Genomic DNA, 18,450 nt, shown 5'->3' with positions numbered 1-18,450 from the left:
CGCTTTGTCCATGTTTGCCAACCCGCGTCCGGATCTTGGCCACTGTGGCGCACACGTGCTGTGAGGTGCACTGGTGGGGCGAGTTGAGCCTCCTGGGAATATCGGGCGGCGGTCAAGGGATCTTTGGCGAACTGACTAGCGCGGGAGGATTCCTTCGTCCAGAGTGGGAAGGAGGGCTCTGCCAGCGTTTTCGGTCGAACCCTCGGGTCCGCCGCCGCCGACGGGAGCCCGGGAGTGCTCATTGCCACTTGTCTACCGCACGCTCGTCGCCGTCCCTGAGCACGATGGCGACCTCATCGACGTCACCTCGACGGTCCTGTCACGCTGGCTGAGCAAACGCGGCAACTCGGGCGCGCGGGTGGACTTCTCGGCTTCGGGGCACCACGACCTCAGCAACCGCTCCCGTGCCATCGTGGTCCGCCACGACAACGCCGACGAGGGGCTCCGCTTCCTCCGCCTCACCACCGAGTCCGACAAGCCCGACGGGCTGTGGCGGACCGTCGCCACCGCCGTCGTCGACCCCGAACTGTCCCCGTGGCGGTACGTGTGGATCGACATGGCCGTCGCCCCCGCCGCCGGCGAGCGGGCCGGAGCCGAGCCGCCCCGACTGGACGTCATGCCCCCCGAGGCCGCCCGCATGCTCCTCGACTCGGTGAACGCCCACGACGGCGGTCACCCCCTGCCCCCCGCGCCCCTGATCGTGCGCGGTCGCGACGACGCCCTCATGGACACCCTGGTGTCGGCTATCAGCGACCCCGGCAGACGCATGGCGGTGGTGGCGACCGGGGCGCCCCGGGACGTCACCGTCGCCGACTGGCGCGACGCCATGGCCGGCGCCCTGGCCCGCTGCACCGGCATGTGCGCCGGCTACGTGCTCGACGCCGCCGCCCTGGAACGCGTCGCCTCCCTCCTCCCCCGCGGGCTGGACGTCCCGCCCGGCGGCGTGCGGACGTTCTTACCCGGAGTGGACCTGCTCGACGGCGACGACGCCCCCCGCCACCCCCGGATGAGCCCGGCCACGCTCGACACCGCACGCGACGGCGAACGCATCCGCAACTGGGTGGGCGCCGCGCTGTCGCGCCGTGTACGCGACAACGCCCTCGACGTCAGCCTCCCCGACCCCCTCCTCGCGGTCGACGCACTCCTCGCCGAGGAGACCGACGACCTGCGCGCGTCCGCCCGCTCCGCCGCCGCGGGGCCGGCGGCCGGCGGCGTCCGGTCCGCGACCGGCAGGGCCGCCATCGTCCACCGGGCGGCGCCCGAGGCCGCCGGCGCCCTCGACCTGGCCTCGGAGCAGGAACGCGAGGCCCAGGAACAGCAGGTCCTGCGCCTGAAGGAGGAGGTCACACGTCTCAGCTCCCGGGTCTCCGAGCTGTCGGAGGAGCGCCAGGGCCTCCTGGCCGAGACGGCCGACCTGGCCGAAGAGCTCGACAGCGCGCGGGACCACGCGCGGTCCGCCGTCTACGAGGTCCGGTGGCTGCGGGACCGGGCCCGCGAGGCGGGGCAGTTCCGGCTGGCCGCGGCCCCCGCCCCGAGCGACCCCCGGCGCCGACCGCCCCGGAGCGTACGCGAGCTCCTGGAGCGTGTCACCGACGGGTCGGCTCTGCCTCACCTGTTCTTCACCATCGAGGCCCAGACGGTGTACGAGCTGTCCGACAGCCGCAAGGAGTCCCTGTGGGTCACCCGCGCGTGGGAGGCCCTGATGGCCCTGAACGACTACGCGCGCTACCAGTTCGACAACCCGGGCAGCGGCCTGGGGTTCCACTCGTACCTGAAGGAGACGCCCGACGGCTACCAGGTGATCCCGGTCAAGCGGCTGGCATCCCAGGAGTCGGACTACGTGCGCAACAGGGGCAAGCTCAACGACAAGCGCCTGTTCCGCGTGCCCGAGGAGGTCGAGCCCGGCGGGCGCGTCCCGATGTACGCCCACATCAAGCTGGACATCGAGTACGGGATCTGCCCGCGTCTGTACTTCTACCCCGACCTGGGGCCGGGCACGACCAACCGCGTCTACATCGGCTACCTGGGCCGCCACCTGCCCGTCCAGCAGTCCAACTGAGCCCGGTCCCGGACCGGCGGCCCGGCCCCGTCCCGAGGCCGGGCGGTCCGGGGCGCCGGTCCGTGCGCCGTACCGCGACCGCCGCGGTCGGCGGCGCCGGAAAAGGGTTCGACGGCCTCGAGGCGTCCTGGCACAGTCATACGCATGACGAACACGGAGCCTGTGACCGCCGCGGACGTGCAGCTGATGCAGGGCCTGGCGCAGCGGGTCACCGCCATCCGCCCGGACCTGGTGAACAGCGACGCGTCGTTCGGCGGGCTCGCCTGGAACTGGGGCAGGGGACAGGCCGGCGACGGCGCGGGCCGGCCGCGCCGACTGTGGTTCTCCCACGGGGACCTGGTGGCGTGGGGATGGGCCCGTCTGCCGTACCGGGTGAGGCTGAGCGACGGGTCGGAGAGGGACGTCACCGGCGCCGGCCTGGTATACCAGGTCCATCCCGACCACGCCGGGCTCGTCGACGAGGTGATCGGCTGGTACGACGCCACGGCGTCGGGCCTCGAACGCACGGTGGTGCCGAGCGCCGCCGACGTGTTCGCCCTGGAGCGGTGGTCCGCGCACGGCTACGGGACCGACCCGGCCTCCCTCGGCGACACCGGCTCCTGGACCCAGCTCAACGAGCGGGACCTCACCGACGTGGAACCGCCGTCGCTGCCGGACGGGTTCCGGTTCGTCACCGCCGACGAGGCCGGCCCGGAGGCCGCTGTCCGGGCCCATCTGGACGTCTGGGCCCCCTCGGCGTACACGGCCGAGGCCTACCAAGGCGTCCGGCGGGCGGCGGGGTACCGCGGCGACCTGCACCTCCTGGTCGAGGCGCCGGACGGGACGATGGCGTCCTCGGCGATCATGTGGCTCGACGAAGCGAACAGGACCGCCGAGTTCGAGCCGGTCGGAACGCATCCGGGCTACCGGCGGCTGGGGCTGGGACGGGCCGTGCTCCTGCACGGCATGCGGCTGGCGCGGGCGGCCGGGGCCGCCCATGCGACGGTCGCCTGCCTGGGCGCGCCGGGGTACCCCAAGGCGCGCGGGCTGTACCACGGCGTCGGGTTCCGCGAGATCGCGCGGGACGCACCGCTCGTCAAGGCCGGATCCGCGGGCTGAGGGCCGGACGTCCGGGTGGGCCCCGGTCGGGCCGCGGTGCTCCGGGCCCCGGACCGGCGCGGGCGGGTGTCGTCGGAGCGGCGGTCACCCGGACGGCGCGGCCTGAGACCCCGCGGCCGGGTCCGGGGAGCGCGGGGGCGCTCACCGCGCCCGCGTACCCTGGGGCCGTGACGGGAACGAGTACCGGGGCGCCGACCGCCCTCGCCGAGACGGAGTGGCGCGAGCGCGCCGAGCGGCACGAACAGCGCGTGGACGCGCTGGTCGCCGACCACCTGGAGCGTCGCCGTGAGGGCGTGCCCCACCCGGTGGAGGACTTCCTGTTCACCTACTACAACCTCAAGCCCTCCCAGCTGCGGCGCTGGCACCCGGGCGCCGGGACGGCGCTGCTGGGCGAGGGGGCGCGCGCCCGCCTCTCGGAGCGGTTCTACACCGAACTGCCCGGCGGGGCCGTCGGCGTCGACGCCGGGGCGTTCCTGGCGGCGCGGCCCGTGCTGGGCTTCGTCGAGGGGCTCCTGTCGTCGGTCGCCTCGCGCCCCGCCCACCTGGGCTGCTTCGGTCTGCACGAGTGGGCGATGGTCTACCGCAGCGGCCGGGTGCGCCACGGCCAGGTGCCTCTGCGACTCGGCCACGAGGGCACCGACCGCGTCGTGGAGTCGCACCGGATCCAGTGCTCCCACTTCGACGCGTTCCGGTTCTTCACCGAGCCCGCGCGCCCGCTCAACACCCTCCGGCCGAGCCGTGAACGGCAGTCGGAGCTGGACCAGCCGGGCTGCCTGCACGCCAACATGGACCTGTACAAGTGGGCGTACAAGCTGTCCCCCGCGATGCCGTCGGAACTCGTGGTGGACTGCTTCGAGCTCTCCCGGGAGATCCGCACCCTGGACATGCGCGCGTCCCCGTACGACCTCGCGGACCTGGGGTACGAGCCCGTGTGCATCGAGACGGCCGAGGGCAAGGCCGCGTACATGGAGGCGCAGCGGGACTTCGCCGAACGCGGCGCGGAGCTGCGCGAGCACCTGCTGGAGGCCTGCCGGACCCTGCGGGCGGCCTGACCCCGGCCGGGGTCAGGCAGGGCCCGGCCGGGAGTCGAGTGCGCAGGCGGCGGTGCCGCCGGGCAGCCGGTGGCGGTTGGCGGCCACCCTGCGGTAGACGAACCGGTTGACCGCGCGCAGCAGGGGCAGGCGCATCATCCGCCCCACCGGCCGGGTGAGGGGCCGCCCGTGGACCAGGACCTCGGCGACCGCATCGCCCCCGCGGAAGCGGCGCCCGTCCGCGTAGACGAGCCAGGCGGCCTCGTCGGCCTGGTCCGGGGTGAGCCCGAACGCGTCCAGGTCCGCGTCCTGCCAGGCCACGAAACGGCTGCGTGCGCGCACCCGGTCCCGGGCGAAGGAGACGGCGCGCTGGCAGAACCCGCAGTCGCGGTCGAACAGGAACGTCCCGGGGGCCGCGGCGGTGTCCGGTGGAGTCCTCATACCCCCATCCTTCCCCTCACGGCCGGTCTCTCCCGGCGGGCGCCGGGGAGATGTGCGTCTCGGCGCGCGGCCACGGGCCCGGCTGTGCGGTGCGGGGCCCGCCCGCACCGCCGGGCCCGTCCGACGGGAGCTCAGGCCGCGATGGCCATGCTCCAGACCATCAGGGAGCCCAGGGTCAGGGAGAAGACCACCGAGAGGGCGAACACCGACACGTGCAGCCGGCGCCACCGCCCCGCCTCGGCGGGCACCCGGCGGAAGTGCCAGGCGCCCACGGTGAGGCCCGCGGCCACGAGTCCGGCGGCGAGGGCCCACAGAACCATGGGCGTGGTCTGCCAGTCGCCCCAGCGCAGGCCCGTGACCAGCCAGGTCAGGGAGCCCAGGGACAGGGAGACGATCCTCAGCCTGTCCAGCAGGCGCTGCGTGATCAGGGTTCGGCGCCGCAGCATGAGGGAGACCAGGAGCACGGGCGGGACCACCACCATCATCAGAGTCGTCACGAGGCCGAACGCGGCAAGCCAGTCCGGGTTGCCCGGCAGGGGCTGCGGGTCGTCCTTCAGCAGCTCCGTGCCCAGGCCCACCGAGTCCAGGGTGCGGGAGTTGGCCATCACCACGACCGCGTGGCCGTCGTCGAACGCGGCGATGGTGGCCGAGCCCAGGCTGCCGCCGGTGTGCATGGTCACCGGGCCGTGGCCGGGGACGTCGACGGTGAACCAGGCGAGGCCCTGGGTGAAGCGGCCGAACCCGCCCTCGGCGTCCTCCGGCGCCCCGGGGAGGGACACGTCCTCGTGCACGGGGTCCAGCGCGGCCAGGCCCGGCGCGGTCCCCCCGGAGACGGCCTGCAGGAAGCGGACCAGATCGGCGGTGGTGCTCCACGTGGTGATCCCGGCGGGGGCGTAGTCGGTGTTGTGCCAGGGCTGCACGGTCCCGCCCGGGGTGATGTGCGGGGCCGCGCCGCCCTCGGGGACCCCGCCCTCGACGATCACGGTGTCGTCCATGCCCAGGGGGTCGAGGATCCGCTCCCGGACCAGCTCGCCGTAGGGTGTGCCGCTCTCCGCCGCGAGCGCCGCGCCGAGCACGGCGAATCCCAGGTTGGAGTACTCGTACTCGCCCCTGGTGTTCGCGGGGGTGACGGCCAGGGCCTCCAGGGGGTGCGGGCTCCACCCGTAGGCGTCCGAGAAGGCCAGGGACGGCAGGACGTAGTGGCGCAGGGGGTCGGTGGCGGGCGCCGTGGGCAGCCCGGAGTGGTGGGTCGCCAGGTCCTCCAGGGTGGCGGAGGCGGTCCCGGGGTCCGCGAAGTCGAGGCCGGGGAAGATCTCCCCCAGGGTCCGGTCCGGTGAGGTCTCCCCCTTCTCCACCATGTCGGCGAAGGTCATGGCGGTGACCGTCTTGAAGACGGACGCGGTCTCGAAGGGGGTGTTCCCGTCGACCGGCACGGAGCCGTCGGCGGTGCCTCCGCGCACCCACTCGACCGCGCCGGGGTCGTCCACCGGGAAGCGGGCGACGCTGACGCCCTGGACCGTCACCGGGTCGACCAGGGCCTCCACGTCGGCGAGGAGGTCCGCGTCGCCCTCGAGGACGGCGGTGGGCGGAGGGGCCAGTGGAGCGAACAGGTGGGCGGGGACGGCGACCGCCGCGCCGACGACGAGGGCGGCGAGCCACACGCGGCCGGGGGCGGAGGGCGAGCGCTCCCCACGCCTCCTCCCGGGGCCGGGAGGGGAACCGTGGGTCTGGGTCGGGGAGTCGACGGAGGTCATACCCCAAGGCTGTCGCGCCCGCCCGAACCGGAGTAGACGCGGCTGTCACCCGCGCGCCGTGAGGATCCGGCGGATCGGGGATGACAACTGTCATGGTCCCCGTCGGCGCCCCCGTCTCCGGGGAGGCCGTCGCCGCACCGCTCCCCCGCCCTCCGGCGGTCCCCGCGGCGCCCGCTCCGCGTGCCGGTGCGCGTCCCCGTCACGGGTGCGGCCCCGTACCGGAGCCGGGCGGGGGACAGGGCGGTCGCCCGGTCCTCCGACCGGGCGACCGCCCTGGTTCCCTGTCCCGTGGCGCCCCGATGGTTCCGGGGCGTGCCGGACGGCTCAGCCCGCGCCGTGCACGATGCGCTCCGCCAGTTTCTCGTCGGGCCTGATCTCCCCCGACAGGATCTGCTCCGCGTAGTGGCAGGCCACCCGGTGGGTGCTGCCCTCGGCCGCGCCCCGCACCGGACGCAGCTCGGGGCGCTCGGTGCCGCACAGCTCCTCCTGGCGCCACGGGCAGCGGGTGTGGAAGCGGCAGCCCGCCGGCGGGTTCGCGGGCGAGGGCAGGTCCCCGGCGAGCAGGATGCGCTCGCGGGCGTCCTCCACCTCGGGGTCCGGCACAGGCACCGCCGACATCAGCGACCGCGTGTACGGGTGCATCGGCGTCTCGTACAGCTCGTCGCTGGACGCCTCCTCCACCAGCGCCCCCAGGTACATCACCCCCACCACGTCGCTCACGTGGCGGACCACCGCCAGGTCGTGGGCGATCACGAGGTAGGTGAGCCCGAGCTCCTTCTGGAGGCTCTCCAGCAGGTTGAGGACCTGCGCCTGGATCGACACGTCCAGCGCGGACACCGGCTCGTCGCAGATGATGAGGTCGGGTTCGAGCACCAGCGCCCGGGCGATCCCGATGCGCTGCCGCTGGCCGCCGGAGAACTCGTGCGGGTACCGGGTGAGCGCCTTCGAGGACAGGCCCACCCTCTCCAGGGCGTCCACGACCCGGCGGTGCTGGTCCTCCAGGACCAGTCTGCGCCGCTCGGAACGGGACTCCCCCGCCCCCTCGCCGCCGTCCTCCGGCCCGCCGATCCCGTGGGTCTGCAGGCCCTCCAGGAGGATGGACCCGATGTTCTGCCGGGGGTTGAGGCTGCCCAGCGGGTCCTGGAACACCATCTGGAGGTTCCGGCGCTCACGGCGCATCGACTCGGTGTCCAGTCCGGCCAGGTCGCGCCCGCCGAACAGCACCTCCCCCTCGGTGACGTCCACCAGCCGCAGCACGGCGCGGCCCAGCGTGGTCTTGCCGCAGCCGGACTCTCCCACCAGGCCGTAGGTCTGGCCCTCCTGGATCTCCAGGCTGACGCCGTCGACCGCGCGGACGTGGCCGATCGTGCGGTCGAAGAGAACCCCCCGTCTGATCGGGAAGTGCACCTTGAGGTCGTTGATCCGCAGCAGGCTCATCCCTGCGCCTCCTCGTCGTCTCCGACCACGGCCGGGCTCTCCAGTACCGTCCGGTCCACCACGTCCGCGTGCTGGACGGGGTTCACGCACCGGTGGGCGTGCGCCGCGACGGCGTTGCCCGTCGCGGCCCGGTCACCGGCCCCGTCGGCCGGGCCGGCCCCGGCCTCCCCGCCCACCGTGACCAGCTTCGGCGGCCCCTGGAGGCACTCCGACGTGTAGTGGTCGCACCGGGGCGCGAACGCGCACCCGTCCGTCCAGGCGATGTTGTCGTTGACCGAGCCCCGGATGGGGGTGAGCGCCTCTCCCCGCGGAGCGTCCAGCCGGGGGATGGAGCCCAGCAGGCCGACGGTGTAGGGATGGGTCGGGTCGGCGAACAGCGGCGCGCGCTGGGCCGTCTCCACCGCCCGCCCCGCGTAGAGGACGTTGATGTCGTCGCACAGGCCCGCGACGACGCCCAGGTCGTGGGTGATCATCAGCAGGGCGGTGCCCTCCTCGGTGACCAGGTCCTTGAGCAGCTCCAGGATCTGCGCCTGGATGGTGACGTCCAGGGCGGTGGTGGGCTCGTCCGCGATCATCAGCCGGGGACGGCAGGCCACCGCCATGGCGATCAGCGCCCGCTGGCGCATGCCGCCGGACAGCTGGTGGGGGTACTCGCGGAGCCTGCGCGTGGGGTCGGGGATGCCCACCCGGTACAGCAGGTCGGCGGCCTCCTTCGAGGCCTTCGATCCGCGCAGCCCCCGGTGGCGTCTGAGGATCTCGGTGACCTGGCGGCCGATCGGCACCACGGGGTTGAGGGAGCTGAGCGGGTCCTGGAAGATCATCGCCAGCTGGGACCCGCGCAGGTCGCGCATGCGCCTCTGCGGGAGCTTCAGGAGGTCGGCCTCCCCGTCGGGCAGCCGCATCACGGCGCTGCCGCCGACGCGCACCCCCCGGTCGGGGAGCAGGCCCATCAGGGCCAGGGAGGTGACGCTCTTGCCGCAGCCGGACTCGCCGACCAGGCCGGTGACCCGGCCCTCCTCCAGGGTGAAGGACACCCCGTCCACGGCCCGCACCTCGTCGGAGTCGGAACCGCGCCCGCGGAACACCACGGACAGCTCGTCCACCGCCAACAGCGGCGTGCTGGAACTCATGGTCACTTCCTCAGCTTCGGGTCGAGCGCTTCCCGCATCGCCTCACCCAGCAGGGTGAAGCCCAGGGCGGTGACGATGATGCCCAGAGCCGGGTACACGGCCAGCTGCGGGGCGCTGGACAGGAATCGCTGGGCGTCGGCGAGCATCGTCCCCCACTCGGGGAAGGCGGGGTCGGGGTTGCCCAGACCCAGGTAGGACAGGGCCGCCGCGTCGATGATGGCGGTGGCCAGGGTCAGGGTGGACTGCACGATCACCGGGCCCAGCGAGTTCGGCAGGATGTGCGTGAGCGCGATCCTGTGCTTGCGCACGCCGAGCGCACGCGCGGCCAGGACGTAGTCGCGGTTGCCCTGGGAGATCATCGCGCCGCGCAGGAGGCGGGCGAAGATCGGGATCTGGGCGACGCCGACGGCGATCATGACCGTGGTGAGGCTCGGACCGACCAGGGCGGCGACGGTGACCGCGAGGAGCAGCGTGGGCAGCGCCAGCATCATGTCGATGACGCGCATCACCGCGTTGTCGAGCTGGCGCCCCCAGCGCCCGCCGAGGACGGACGCGGCTCCGGCCGCGCCCCCCAGTACGGCGCCGACGCCGAATCCGACCAGGGTGGCGACCACGCCGACCATGAGTGTCTGGCGGGCGCCGACGACCATGCGGGAGAACTGGTCGCGGCCGAGGTTGTCCAGGCCCAGCCAGTTCTCCCCGCGCGGCCCGACGAAGATGTTCTGGTTCGGGAACACCTCGTCGCCCCAGGCCTGCGAGGTGGGCGAGTAGGGGGCGATGAGCGGCGAGAGCAGGGCGACCACGACGAACACCGCGACGATGACGGCCCCGGTGATCGCCATGGGGCTGCGGCGCATGCGCGCGAAGGCGGTGCGCCAGATCCCCGCGCCGTGGCCGCTCTCGTCGCGTTCGCCCATGAGCTCGGCGAGGCGGTCGATCCGGGCGGCCTTCCGTCCGAGGAGCGGACCCCTGGCGTCCGACGCGTCCGCGTCCCGGGCCGGGTTCTGGGAGCTCGGTGTCGTTGGCATCACTGGGCCCGCACTCTCGGGTCGAGGAGGCTGTAGGAGATGTCCACCAGGAGGTTGATGAACACGTACATGGTCGCGATGAGCAGGATGAACCCGGTGAGGACCGGGTAGTCACGGGTCTGCGTGGCCGCGTACACGAACGATCCGATCCCGGGGAAGGCGAAGACGCTCTCCGTGAGCACCGCTCCGGCGAACAGGCTTCCGGTGAGCAGGCCGATGGAGGTGACCACGGGGAGCATCGCGTTGCGCATGACGTGGCGGGTCCGCACGGTGTTGCGGTGCAGGCCCTTGGCGTTGGCGGTGCGGACGTAGTCCTCCTCCAGCACCTCCAGGACGCTGGCGCGGGTCATGCGGACGATCACCGCGAGCGGGATCGAGGCCAGGGCGAGCCCGGGGAGGACCAGGTGCGCGAGGGCGTCCCCCACCACGTCGAACTCCCCGGTCCGCAGCCCGTCCAGGACGGCGAACCCGGTGAGGTCGGTGCGGTTGATGCCCGGGGAGAGCCGGAACGCGGACGGGAACCAGCCCAGGCGCTCGGCGAAGACGACCTTCAGGAGGAAGGCGAGGAAGAACACCGGGGTGCAGATACCGAGGAGGGAGCCGCCGACGGCGGCGAAGTCCAGCACGGTACCGCGCCTGCGCGCGGCCAGGTAGCCGAGCGGGATGCCGACCGCGGTCGCGATGATCATCGCGGTGACGGCCAGTTCGAACGTGGCCGGGAAGCGGGTGAGGAACTCCTCGAGGACCGGTCTGCCGGTCTGGAGGGAGGTGCCCAGGTCTCCCTGGAGGATGCGGCGCAGGAAGGCCAGGTACTGGACCGTGATCGGTTCTTCCAGGCCCAGGGAGCGCCGCAGCTGGGCTCGTTGTTCGGAGGTCGCGTCGTCGGGGAGGAGGGCGTACTCGGGTCCGCCCGGCAGCCGTTGCAGCCAGACGAACAGCAGGATCGACAGGCCGCCCAGTGTCGGGATCAGCTGAAGGAGACGCCTGACGATGAATCGCAGCACCTTCGCCGCCTTTCGCCAGTGTGGGAACGATGGACGCGAAGCGTCCCCGCCGGGGTGTGGCGGGAGTTCGGGTTGTACGGGTGGCACGGTCGGCGCGGATCCGCGCGGTCTGCGCGGCCGGGGGCGCGGCGGCCGGTGTGGCTCGTGCCCGTGCGCGGGGCGGACGTCGACAGAGGCTCCGACGGCCACGCGACCCCACGGGCTCCCGTGGGGCGCTGCTCCCGTGGACGGCCGGAACGGTGCCGGCCGGCACGGTCCGGGGCTGCCGCCCCGGACGGGGCACGGGCCCGACCGGCCGTGGACGGCCGGTCGGGCCCGGTTCCCCTCCCCCTGTCAGGGGGCGGGGCGGGTTACTTCCAGGAGCCCTCGTGGAACTTCTCCTGGGTCAGCGGGCTGACCTGGGGCGGGTTGACGTTCTCGGCGAACGCGATGGACGGCGGCGAGCTGGACAGGGGCAGACCGGGCAGGACGTCCATGATCTGCTCGTTCAGCTCCTGGTAGGCGGCGACGCGCTCCTCGTTGTCCGGGTTGCCGCTGGCCTCGGCCATGGCGTCGAACAGCTCGGGCTCGTCCATGCCCCAGGCGTCGTTCTGGGTCGCGAACCAGGTGCCGATGAAGTTGTAGGCGTCGTTGTAGTCGCCGGTCCAGCCGAGCAGGTACATCGAGCAGTTGCCGCTGTCGGTCTGCGGGACGTACTCGGTCCACTCGAAGGACTTGGCCTCGACCGTGACGCCGACCTCCTCCAGGTCCGAGACGATGACGTCGAAGATGTCACGCGGCGCGGGCATGTAGGGGCGGGTGACCTCCGTGGGGTAGCAGAAGTCGATCTCCAGGTCCTCCTGCCCGGCGTCGGCCAGCATCTCCCTGGCCAGGTCCGGGTCGTAGTCGTAGGTCTGGACGTCCGGGGACCAGCCGTCGAGGGTGTCGGGGTGGAACTGGGTCGCCACCTCGCCGCCCGCGGGGAGGATGGTGTCGACGATGCGCTGTCGGTTGACCGCGTGGGAGAGCGCCTGGCGGACCTCGAGGTCGCCGAGGGCCTCGCTGGTCTCCTGCTGGTAGGCCAGGTAGAGGACGTTGAACACGTCGCGGGTGGGCACCTGGAAGCCCGCCTCCTCCAGCGGCTCCACGTCGGCGGGGGCGACGAGGTCGTAGCCGTGGATGTCCCCGGCCTCCAGGGCCTGGCGCCGGGCGGTCTCGTCCGGGATGGCGCGCAGGATCATGGTCCCGAAGCCGGACTCGGTGCCCCAGTAGTCACCGAAGCGGCCGAGGGTGACCTCCGCCTGGTCGCGGTTCCACTCCTCGACGGTGAAGGGGCCGGTGCCGGCGACGGTGCCCACGTTCTGGGTGTAGTCGGGCAGCGAGAAGTTGCCCTCCTCACCCGTGATCTCCTCGTCGGCGATGGCCTCCAGGGTGGTGGGGCTCATGATGCCGAACGCGGCGAGGCTGAAACCGCCGGGGAAGATCGAGGAGTACTCCGAGATCGTGATGACCGCGGTCAGGTCGTCCTCGGCCTCACAGGAGACGTAGCGGGAGTCGGGCGTGCCCTCGTCCTCGTTCTCCGCGAAACCGCCGAAGATCGCCTGCCAGTAGTACGAGTTGTTGGAACTCTGCCAGGCGCCGTTCAGGTTGTGCCAGCGGTCGAAGTTGGCGCAGACCGCTTCGGCGCTCAATTCGTCGCCGTCGTGGAACTGCACGTTGTCGCGGAGGTTGAAGGTCCAGACGGTTCCGTCTTCCGACTGTTCCCAGGTCTCGGCGAGTCCGCCGACGATCTCGCTCCCGCCTGATTCGTGGTCGAGAAGGGTTTCGAAGACCTGGCGGCTGTAACGGAAGGTTTCTCCGTCACTGGCGAGGAAGGGGTCGAGGGATTTGATGTCGCCGGCGGAGGCGAAGACGAACGGGGCGGATTCGTCGGCGCCGCCGTCATCTCGCGTGCTCTCCGCACACGCTGTCGCCACCAGCGTGAGGGCAGCCGCGGTGGCCAGGAGGGCCAGCGGCTTTCGGGAAGACTTCGTGAACATGGTCCACCTCAATGTGGGGCGGGGGTATGAGGCCCGAGAACGATTGAGTGGACCCTAGACCGGCGGGAGACCAGCTGGGAAGATAGACGGCTGGGTATTAATACAACCGTTTCAGATCTGTGCCGTGATCCATAGGTGCGTTTTGGCGCGCGCACCGTCCAACAGAAGCCCACTACCACGGGAGCCTCACGGGAAACGCCCGCCCCATGTTACGCATGGCGTCCCGCCGAATTACGGCGGGCACTATCCGATCATGGGATGAATTAACTTTCACGACACAAAGTCCGTCTCGGGACGTTGGTCCACGATACTCGCGCGCCCCCTCGGCAGGCCTATGATCTGCGGATGACCACACCCCTAGACGACGCGGCCCTGACCGCGTTCCTCGAAGGCCAGGAGACCGCCTGGCTCGCCGAGCAGCTCATGCTGATCGCCGACGAGGACCCCATCACCAGGATCCGGCTGACCGGGGCCGCCGGCTCCGAGACCGCCGTGGACGACGCCCGGGCGGCCGTCCTCTCCGCGGTCGCGGACCACCATCCGGACGAGGTCCCCGAGGACTCCGACGACGACCCCCTGCACAGGGTGCTGGACCTGCTGGACGACCTCGCCGACTACGGCTTCGACGACGAGACCTCCGACATCGCCGACGAGGCGCGCGAGATCTACGTGACCCGCCACGGGGAGGACGACAGCGAGCACCTGGCGCGCCTGCACTCCCTGGCCGACGCCGATGACGACGAGTAGGACGGCCCCGTGACGGGGCCGGCGGCGCACGGGCGCCGCCGGCCCCACCGGCCGCATCGCCCGCGCGCGGACTCGACGCGCCGGGACCACGGTGTCAGGAGCACCAGCGGCGCACCTCGCTGCTCCACAGGGCGACGCACACGACGACGGTGGCCAGGGCCGTGAGCAGTCCCGCCACGAGCAGGGGCGTGCTGGCCAGCCGGGCGGCGCAGTACAGGGCCGACAGGGCGAGGCCGAGGCCGACCACGGAGGCGACCTGGGCGGAGCGCCACAGGCCCCGCGCACCGCGGCGCACGGGGACGGCCGCGGCGGACAGGAACACGCCCACCAGGACGGTGACGGCCAGCAGGACCCACAGGCCGACGACGAACCGGTCCGGCACACCGGAGCCGAGCCGGTCCCAGGCCAGGTAGGCCGACAGGGCGTACACAGGAGCCACCGCGAACATCAGCGCACAGGTCTGCCGCACGTCCTGCGGGGGCCGCACTCCGGGGCGGCGCACCGCGACAAGCCCCGCCGCGGAGGCGAGGGCGGCGTCCAGGGGGCGCACAGCGGGGACGGCGGGGGGTGCGGGGGACGAAACGGAATCTTGCATGACGAACAGGGTTGCGCGCCGGACCCCGCTGCGCAAGATCACCGCGGTGACGCGTGCTCCGGACGCCCCGGCCGCGGCACGGCGTCGCACCCTCCGGCGGACCTCCCTGCCCGGGCCGGGAGGTCCGCCGGGGACGCGGCGGGGGGCCGCCCCGGGTCAGGCGTCGGCCGCCCGCACGCGCGCACCGACGTACTCCAGCGCCTGGGCCGTGAGGTCCTCGACGTCGCTCCGCAGGTCGAACTCGCGGCCGGGCTCGTCCGGACCGAGCCTCTGGAGAGTGGCCAGCTGCGACTCCAGCAGGGCCGGCGGCATGAAGTGGCCCGCCCTGGCGGCCAACCGGGACAGGATCACCTCGGAGGGGCCCTGCATGTGCAGAAAGCACACCCCGGGAGCACCCTCGCGCAGGACGTCGCGGTACTCGCGCTTGAGCGCGGAACACGCCATGACCGTCGACTCCCCCAGCGCGTCGTGCGACGAGATCCACGCGGCCAGTTCGCGCAGCCACGGCCACCGGTCGTCGTCGGTCAGGGGGACGCCGGCCGCCATCTTCGCGATGTTGGCCTCGGAGTGGAAGGCGTCGGCCTCGGCGAACGGCAGGCCGAGGCGCTCCGCCACCAACTCTGCCACGGTGGTCTTCCCGCTGCCCGCGACGCCCATGAAGACAAAGTGCATGGTCTCTCCGTGTCCTGGTGCTCCTGCGGGACCGCAAGCGCCACCACTAATAGTGATATCAATCAATCCGGCTAGGCTTCAGGCTGACCCTCGGCCGGATGTGGCCGGGTCGGACGAGCGCGGAGCACAGGGAGCACCATGGGCACCGACCACCGCACGCTGCACAACCGGGTGCTGGCGGTCCTCGGGCCCGCGATCGCCGCGGACGAGTACACGACCGGCCACACGTTCACGCTCCAGGGGCTCGAACAGGACTTCGGGGTGTCCCGGACCGTCGCACGCGAGGCCGTGCGCGTCCTGGAGTCGATGCGGCTCGTGGTCAGCCGTCCGCGGACGGGCATCCGGGTGCGGCCCAGGCGCGACTGGAGCGTCTTCGACCCCCAGCTGATCCGCTGGCGCCTGGCCGGGCCGGGCCGCATGGAGCAGCTGCGCTCGCTCAACGAGCTGCGCGCCGCCGTCGAACCCGGCGCCGCCGCCCTCGCCGCCGCGCGGGGCGGCGAGGAGGAGCGGGCCCAGCTGGTCGTGGTCGCCGACCAGATGGTCCTGACCGGCCGGGCCGGAGACCTCAGGACCTTCCTCGAACTCGACATCACCTTCCACCGCCGCATCCTGGAACTCTCCGAGAACGAGATGCTCGTCGGGTTGGCCCAGGTCGTGGCCGAGGTCCTCGTCGGACGCACGTCCTACGACCTGATGCCGCGCAACCCCCGCCCGGAGGCGCTGCGGCTGCACAAGACCGTCGCCCAGGCCATCCGGGACGGCCTCCCCGACGTCGCCGAGGCGGCGATGCGGTCCATCGTCACCGAGGTGGTGGACGCCCTGGAGCACGATCCGACCGCGTATCCCGCCTCCTGAGGGGCGGGGGGCCGGAGCCCGCCCGCCCACGCGTCACAGCACCAGGCTGAGCCCGAACGCGAACCCGAACCCGATGAAGCCGATCAGGGTCTCCATGACGGTCCAGGTCTTGAGCGTGGTCTTGACGTCCATGCCCAGGAAGCGCCCGACCAGCCAGAACCCGGAGTCGTTGACGTGCGACAGGGCCGTGGCGCCCGAGGCGATCGCGATGACGACCAGCGCCAGGTCGATCGAGCTGAGTCCGGCGGTCGCCTGGACGGCCGGGGCGATGAGCCCGGCGGCCGTGGTGATGGCGACCGTCGCCGAACCCTGCGCGACGCGCAGGGCGAGGGCGATGATGAAGGCGGCGACGATCACCGGCAGGCCGGTGGCCTCCAGCGATTCGGCCAGCGCGTCACCGATGCCGCTGGTGCGCAGCACCATGCCGAACATGCCGCCGGCGCCGGTGATGAGGATGATCGCGCAGACCGGGCCGAGCGCCCCGCCGACGATCTCCTCGACCCGCTGGCGGGTGAAGCGGCCCCGGCTGAGCACCGTCATGGCGAAGAGCACGGTGACGAGCAGGGCGATCGGTGTCTGACCGACCAACTGGAAGACCTGCACCCACAGCGCGTCCGCGGGCACGGTCCCGGTGGCGGCGAAGGCGGACACACCGGTGTTGCCGAAGATCAGCAGCATCGGCAGCAGGAGGATGCTCAGGACCGTGGCCAGGCGCGGCGGGTCGTCGTGGGTGACGGTGCCGTCGGACATGATGTCGTCGGGGACCGGGATGTCGAAGCGCTTGCCCGCCCAGAGGCCGTACAGGTAGCTGGAGAGGTACCAGGTCGGGATCGCCAGGAGCAGGCCGACCAGCAGGGTGAGCCCCATGTCCGCGCCGATCTCCACGGCGGCGGTCACCGGCCCGGGGTGCGGGGGCACGAAGGCGTGCATGACCGCGAAGGCGCCCGCGGTGGGCAGGGTGTAGGTCAGGACCGACCCGCCGACGCGTCTGGCCACGCTGAAGACGATCGGCAGCATGACGATGAGGCCGACGTCGAAGAACAGCGGGAAGCCGAAGAGCAGCGACGCCACGCCGAGGGCGAGGGGCGCGCGCTTCTCCCCGAAGAGCTTGATGAGCGCGCCGGCCAGGACCGCGGCTCCACCCGTGATCTCCAGCAGGCGGCCGATCATGACGCCGAGGCCGACGAGGAGGGCGACGCTGGCGAGTGTGCCGCCGAAGCCCTCCAGGAGGGTCGGCATGACCCCGGCCACCGGGATGCCGGCGGCGAGGGCGGTGAAAACGCTGACCAGGACGAGCGCGATGAACGCGTGCATCCTGAAGCGGATGATGAGGAACAGCAGGAGCGCGATGGCGCCCGCCGCGATCCCGAGGAGCGGACCCGTCCCGTAGACGGGCTCGAAGTTCTCCACGACGGAGCCTTCCAGTGGACTGATGGGGTGTGACCGCCACATGACACGGCCATGACCTGCGCTTGGAACAGGTGACGGCAATGGTAATACCATTTGTGAGCTTCTGTGAACCATCCGTGCGGTTCTGTTACTCCCACGAGACCCACGTCACCCCGCGTCGGGGGCACGGCACACCCCCGGCGCCGGAAGCGACACCCCCGCACCCGTCGCCCCGCCCGGCGGGCCCTTGCCAAACTCCCCCGCACCGGGTAGGAGTTCCTGGCCGGGACGGCCGCGATCCGCCCGGACGAACCGCCCGCCCACTCCCCTACTGGGACGAAAAACCTCGGGGGAACCGGCGGCACGACCGGATTACGGCCCGCCCGAAAACCGCGATCACAGACCCGGGACCGCACCGCCGTGCCGCTCCGCCCCACGGGCCGACACCCCGGAGGACCGACAGGACCCCGACCGCGCCCCGCACGCGGCGCGACCTCCGCAGAGGCGGGCGAACTCCGATTCATTGACAGCATTCTGTCAAAATGACAACATGCTGTCATGAGTGCAGAGAACAGGCAGACCGTCCACCTCGCCGTCTACGACGACCTCGCCGACTGGGAGGTCGGCCACGCCGTCGCCACCATCCGGGGCGGCGAGTGGCAGCGCGACCCGGGCCGCTTCGACGTGGTCACCGTCGGCCTCACCGGCGCGCCCGTCACCACCATGGGAGGGATCACGATCCTCCCGGACCTCGCGCTGCCCCACCTGGTGCCCTCCGCCAGCTCCATGCTGATCCTCCCCGGCTCCTCGGGCTGGGACGTCGACCCCGAGCACCTCGCCCCCTTCGCCTCCGCCGCCGGGATCTTCCTCGACGCCGGGGTGTCGGTGGCCGCGATCTGCGGCGCCACCGCCGGGCTCGCCCGTGAGGGCCTTCTCGACTACCGCGACCACACCAGTGCCGCGCCCGAGTACCTCCTCGGCACCGGCTACGCGGGCACCGGCCGCTACCGCACCGGGCTCGCCGTCTCCGACGGGGGCCTCATCACCGCCGGACCCACCGCGCCCATCGAGTTCGCCCGAGCGGTCTTCGCCGCCCTGGACCTCTACACGCCCCGCGTCCTGGACGCCTGGTACCGGCTGCACGCCCAGCACGACCCCGACGCCTACCACGTCCTGATGGAGGGGGCCTGAC

16 protein-coding genes are annotated in these 18,450 nt (G+C 72.4%); 6 read left to right on the top strand and 10 right to left on the bottom strand.

Features of this window, described 5'->3' with window-relative positions:
* Nucleotides 1-241 precede the first annotated feature (241 nt).
* The 3 genes from Q8791_RS13155 to Q8791_RS13145 all read left to right on the top strand — a co-directional run bounded on the left by Q8791_RS13155 (nucleotide 242) and on the right by Q8791_RS13145 (nucleotide 4,209).
* Nucleotides 242-2,059 carry a hypothetical protein gene (locus Q8791_RS13155; protein WP_330091958.1) on the top strand — a complete coding sequence of 606 codons (1,818 nt, stop codon included), beginning with the start codon at nucleotides 242-244 and terminating at the stop codon, nucleotides 2,057-2,059.
* A 144-nt stretch (nucleotides 2,060-2,203) separates the two neighbouring features.
* The gene (locus Q8791_RS13150; RefSeq protein ID WP_330091957.1) at nucleotides 2,204-3,157 is read left to right on the top strand and encodes a GNAT family N-acetyltransferase; all 954 of its coding nucleotides are present in this window, start codon (nucleotides 2,204-2,206) and stop codon (nucleotides 3,155-3,157) included.
* Nucleotides 3,158-3,324: 167 nt separating this feature from the next.
* A complete protein-coding gene (locus tag Q8791_RS13145; protein WP_330091956.1) occupies nucleotides 3,325-4,209 on the top strand; it encodes a 3-methyladenine DNA glycosylase in 885 nt (294 codons plus the stop codon).
* 12 nt (nucleotides 4,210-4,221) lie between these two features.
* Here the strand turns inward: Q8791_RS13145 and Q8791_RS13140 are convergent, their stop codons facing one another.
* From Q8791_RS13140 to Q8791_RS13110, 7 genes are all read right to left on the bottom strand, one after another.
* Nucleotides 4,222-4,629, bottom strand: coding sequence for a thiol-disulfide oxidoreductase DCC family protein (locus Q8791_RS13140; RefSeq protein WP_330091955.1), 408 nt, complete (start codon nucleotides 4,627-4,629; stop codon nucleotides 4,222-4,224).
* A gap of 131 nt (nucleotides 4,630-4,760) precedes the next feature.
* Nucleotides 4,761-6,383: a serine hydrolase domain-containing protein gene (locus Q8791_RS13135; RefSeq protein ID WP_330091954.1), complete on the bottom strand. Its 1,623-nt coding sequence runs from the start codon at nucleotides 6,381-6,383 to the stop codon at nucleotides 4,761-4,763.
* A gap of 324 nt (nucleotides 6,384-6,707) precedes the next feature.
* A complete protein-coding gene (locus Q8791_RS13130; RefSeq protein WP_330091953.1) occupies nucleotides 6,708-7,820 on the bottom strand; it encodes an ABC transporter ATP-binding protein in 1,113 nt (370 codons plus the stop codon).
* Entirely contained in the window at nucleotides 7,817-8,950 is a 1,134-nt protein-coding gene (locus Q8791_RS13125) for an ABC transporter ATP-binding protein (protein WP_330091952.1), read from the bottom strand. Before Q8791_RS13125 ends, Q8791_RS13130 begins: the two co-directional genes overlap by 4 nt.
* 2 nt (nucleotides 8,951-8,952) lie before the next feature.
* Complete coding sequence (locus Q8791_RS13120; protein ID WP_330091951.1) at nucleotides 8,953-9,978, bottom strand: ABC transporter permease; 1,026 nt, start codon at nucleotides 9,976-9,978, stop codon at nucleotides 8,953-8,955.
* The gene (locus Q8791_RS13115; RefSeq protein ID WP_330091950.1) at nucleotides 9,978-10,982 is read right to left on the bottom strand and encodes an ABC transporter permease; all 1,005 of its coding nucleotides are present in this window, start codon (nucleotides 10,980-10,982) and stop codon (nucleotides 9,978-9,980) included. Before Q8791_RS13115 ends, Q8791_RS13120 begins: the two co-directional genes overlap by 1 nt.
* Nucleotides 10,983-11,332: 350 nt before the next feature.
* Complete coding sequence (locus tag Q8791_RS13110) at nucleotides 11,333-13,000, bottom strand: ABC transporter substrate-binding protein (protein WP_330091949.1); 1,668 nt, start codon at nucleotides 12,998-13,000, stop codon at nucleotides 11,333-11,335.
* A 345-nt stretch (nucleotides 13,001-13,345) separates the two neighbouring features.
* Here Q8791_RS13110 and Q8791_RS13105 point away from each other — a divergent pair, with 345 nt between their 5' ends.
* On the top strand, nucleotides 13,346-13,747 hold the full coding sequence (locus Q8791_RS13105) for a hypothetical protein (RefSeq protein WP_330091948.1): 402 nt from the start codon (nucleotides 13,346-13,348) through the stop codon (nucleotides 13,745-13,747).
* Nucleotides 13,748-13,841: 94 nt separating this feature from the next.
* On the opposite strand, the gene Q8791_RS13100 is transcribed toward Q8791_RS13105, so the two are convergent.
* Both Q8791_RS13100 and Q8791_RS13095 read right to left on the bottom strand, forming a co-directional pair.
* Nucleotides 13,842-14,342: a hypothetical protein gene (locus Q8791_RS13100; RefSeq protein WP_330091947.1), complete on the bottom strand. Its 501-nt coding sequence runs from the start codon at nucleotides 14,340-14,342 to the stop codon at nucleotides 13,842-13,844.
* 156 nt (nucleotides 14,343-14,498) lie between these two features.
* A complete protein-coding gene (locus Q8791_RS13095; protein WP_330091946.1) occupies nucleotides 14,499-15,014 on the bottom strand; it encodes a gluconokinase in 516 nt (171 codons plus the stop codon).
* Between the two features lie 138 nt (nucleotides 15,015-15,152).
* Between Q8791_RS13095 and Q8791_RS13090 the strand changes: the two genes are divergently transcribed.
* Entirely contained in the window at nucleotides 15,153-15,869 is a 717-nt protein-coding gene (locus tag Q8791_RS13090) for a FadR/GntR family transcriptional regulator (protein WP_330091945.1), read from the top strand.
* Between the two features lie 33 nt (nucleotides 15,870-15,902).
* On the opposite strand, the gene Q8791_RS13085 is transcribed toward Q8791_RS13090, so the two are convergent.
* Entirely contained in the window at nucleotides 15,903-17,279 is a 1,377-nt protein-coding gene (locus Q8791_RS13085; protein WP_330091944.1) for a GntP family permease, read from the bottom strand.
* A 537-nt stretch (nucleotides 17,280-17,816) separates the two neighbouring features.
* Here Q8791_RS13085 and Q8791_RS13080 point away from each other — a divergent pair.
* On the top strand, nucleotides 17,817-18,449 hold the full coding sequence (locus Q8791_RS13080) for a DJ-1/PfpI family protein (RefSeq protein ID WP_330091943.1): 633 nt from the start codon (nucleotides 17,817-17,819) through the stop codon (nucleotides 18,447-18,449).
* Nucleotide 18,450 lies beyond the last annotated feature (1 nt).

The organism is Nocardiopsis codii (assembly GCF_036327455.1).
GTDB classification, from domain to species: domain Bacteria; phylum Actinomycetota; class Actinomycetes; order Streptosporangiales; family Streptosporangiaceae; genus Nocardiopsis; species Nocardiopsis codii.
Note: the sequence above shows the minus strand (reverse complement) of the source record. Positions and strands in the feature narration are given on the sequence as shown.

Excerpts from the sequence above, each read along its gene's own strand:
- Q8791_RS13140 (WP_330091955.1), bottom strand. The coding sequence starts at position 4,629 with ATGAGGACTCCACCGGACACCGCCGCGGCCCCCGGGACGTTCCTGTTC.
- Q8791_RS13095 (WP_330091946.1), bottom strand. The coding sequence starts at position 15,014 with ATGCACTTTGTCTTCATGGGCGTCGCGGGCAGCGGGAAGACCACCGTG.
- Q8791_RS13080 (WP_330091943.1), top strand. The coding sequence starts at position 17,817 with ATGAGTGCAGAGAACAGGCAGACCGTCCACCTCGCCGTCTACGACGAC.
- Q8791_RS13125 (WP_330091952.1), bottom strand. The coding sequence starts at position 8,950 with ATGAGTTCCAGCACGCCGCTGTTGGCGGTGGACGAGCTGTCCGTGGTG.
- Q8791_RS13135 (WP_330091954.1), bottom strand. The coding sequence starts at position 6,383 with ATGACCTCCGTCGACTCCCCGACCCAGACCCACGGTTCCCCTCCCGGC.
- Q8791_RS13150 (WP_330091957.1), top strand. The coding sequence starts at position 2,204 with ATGACGAACACGGAGCCTGTGACCGCCGCGGACGTGCAGCTGATGCAG.
- Q8791_RS13110 (WP_330091949.1), bottom strand. The coding sequence starts at position 13,000 with ATGTTCACGAAGTCTTCCCGAAAGCCGCTGGCCCTCCTGGCCACCGCG.
- Q8791_RS13120 (WP_330091951.1), bottom strand. The coding sequence starts at position 9,978 with ATGCCAACGACACCGAGCTCCCAGAACCCGGCCCGGGACGCGGACGCG.
- Q8791_RS13105 (WP_330091948.1), top strand. The coding sequence starts at position 13,346 with ATGACCACACCCCTAGACGACGCGGCCCTGACCGCGTTCCTCGAAGGC.
- Q8791_RS13130 (WP_330091953.1), bottom strand. The coding sequence starts at position 7,820 with ATGAGCCTGCTGCGGATCAACGACCTCAAGGTGCACTTCCCGATCAGA.
- Q8791_RS13090 (WP_330091945.1), top strand. The coding sequence starts at position 15,153 with ATGGGCACCGACCACCGCACGCTGCACAACCGGGTGCTGGCGGTCCTC.
- Q8791_RS13100 (WP_330091947.1), bottom strand. The coding sequence starts at position 14,342 with ATGCAAGATTCCGTTTCGTCCCCCGCACCCCCCGCCGTCCCCGCTGTG.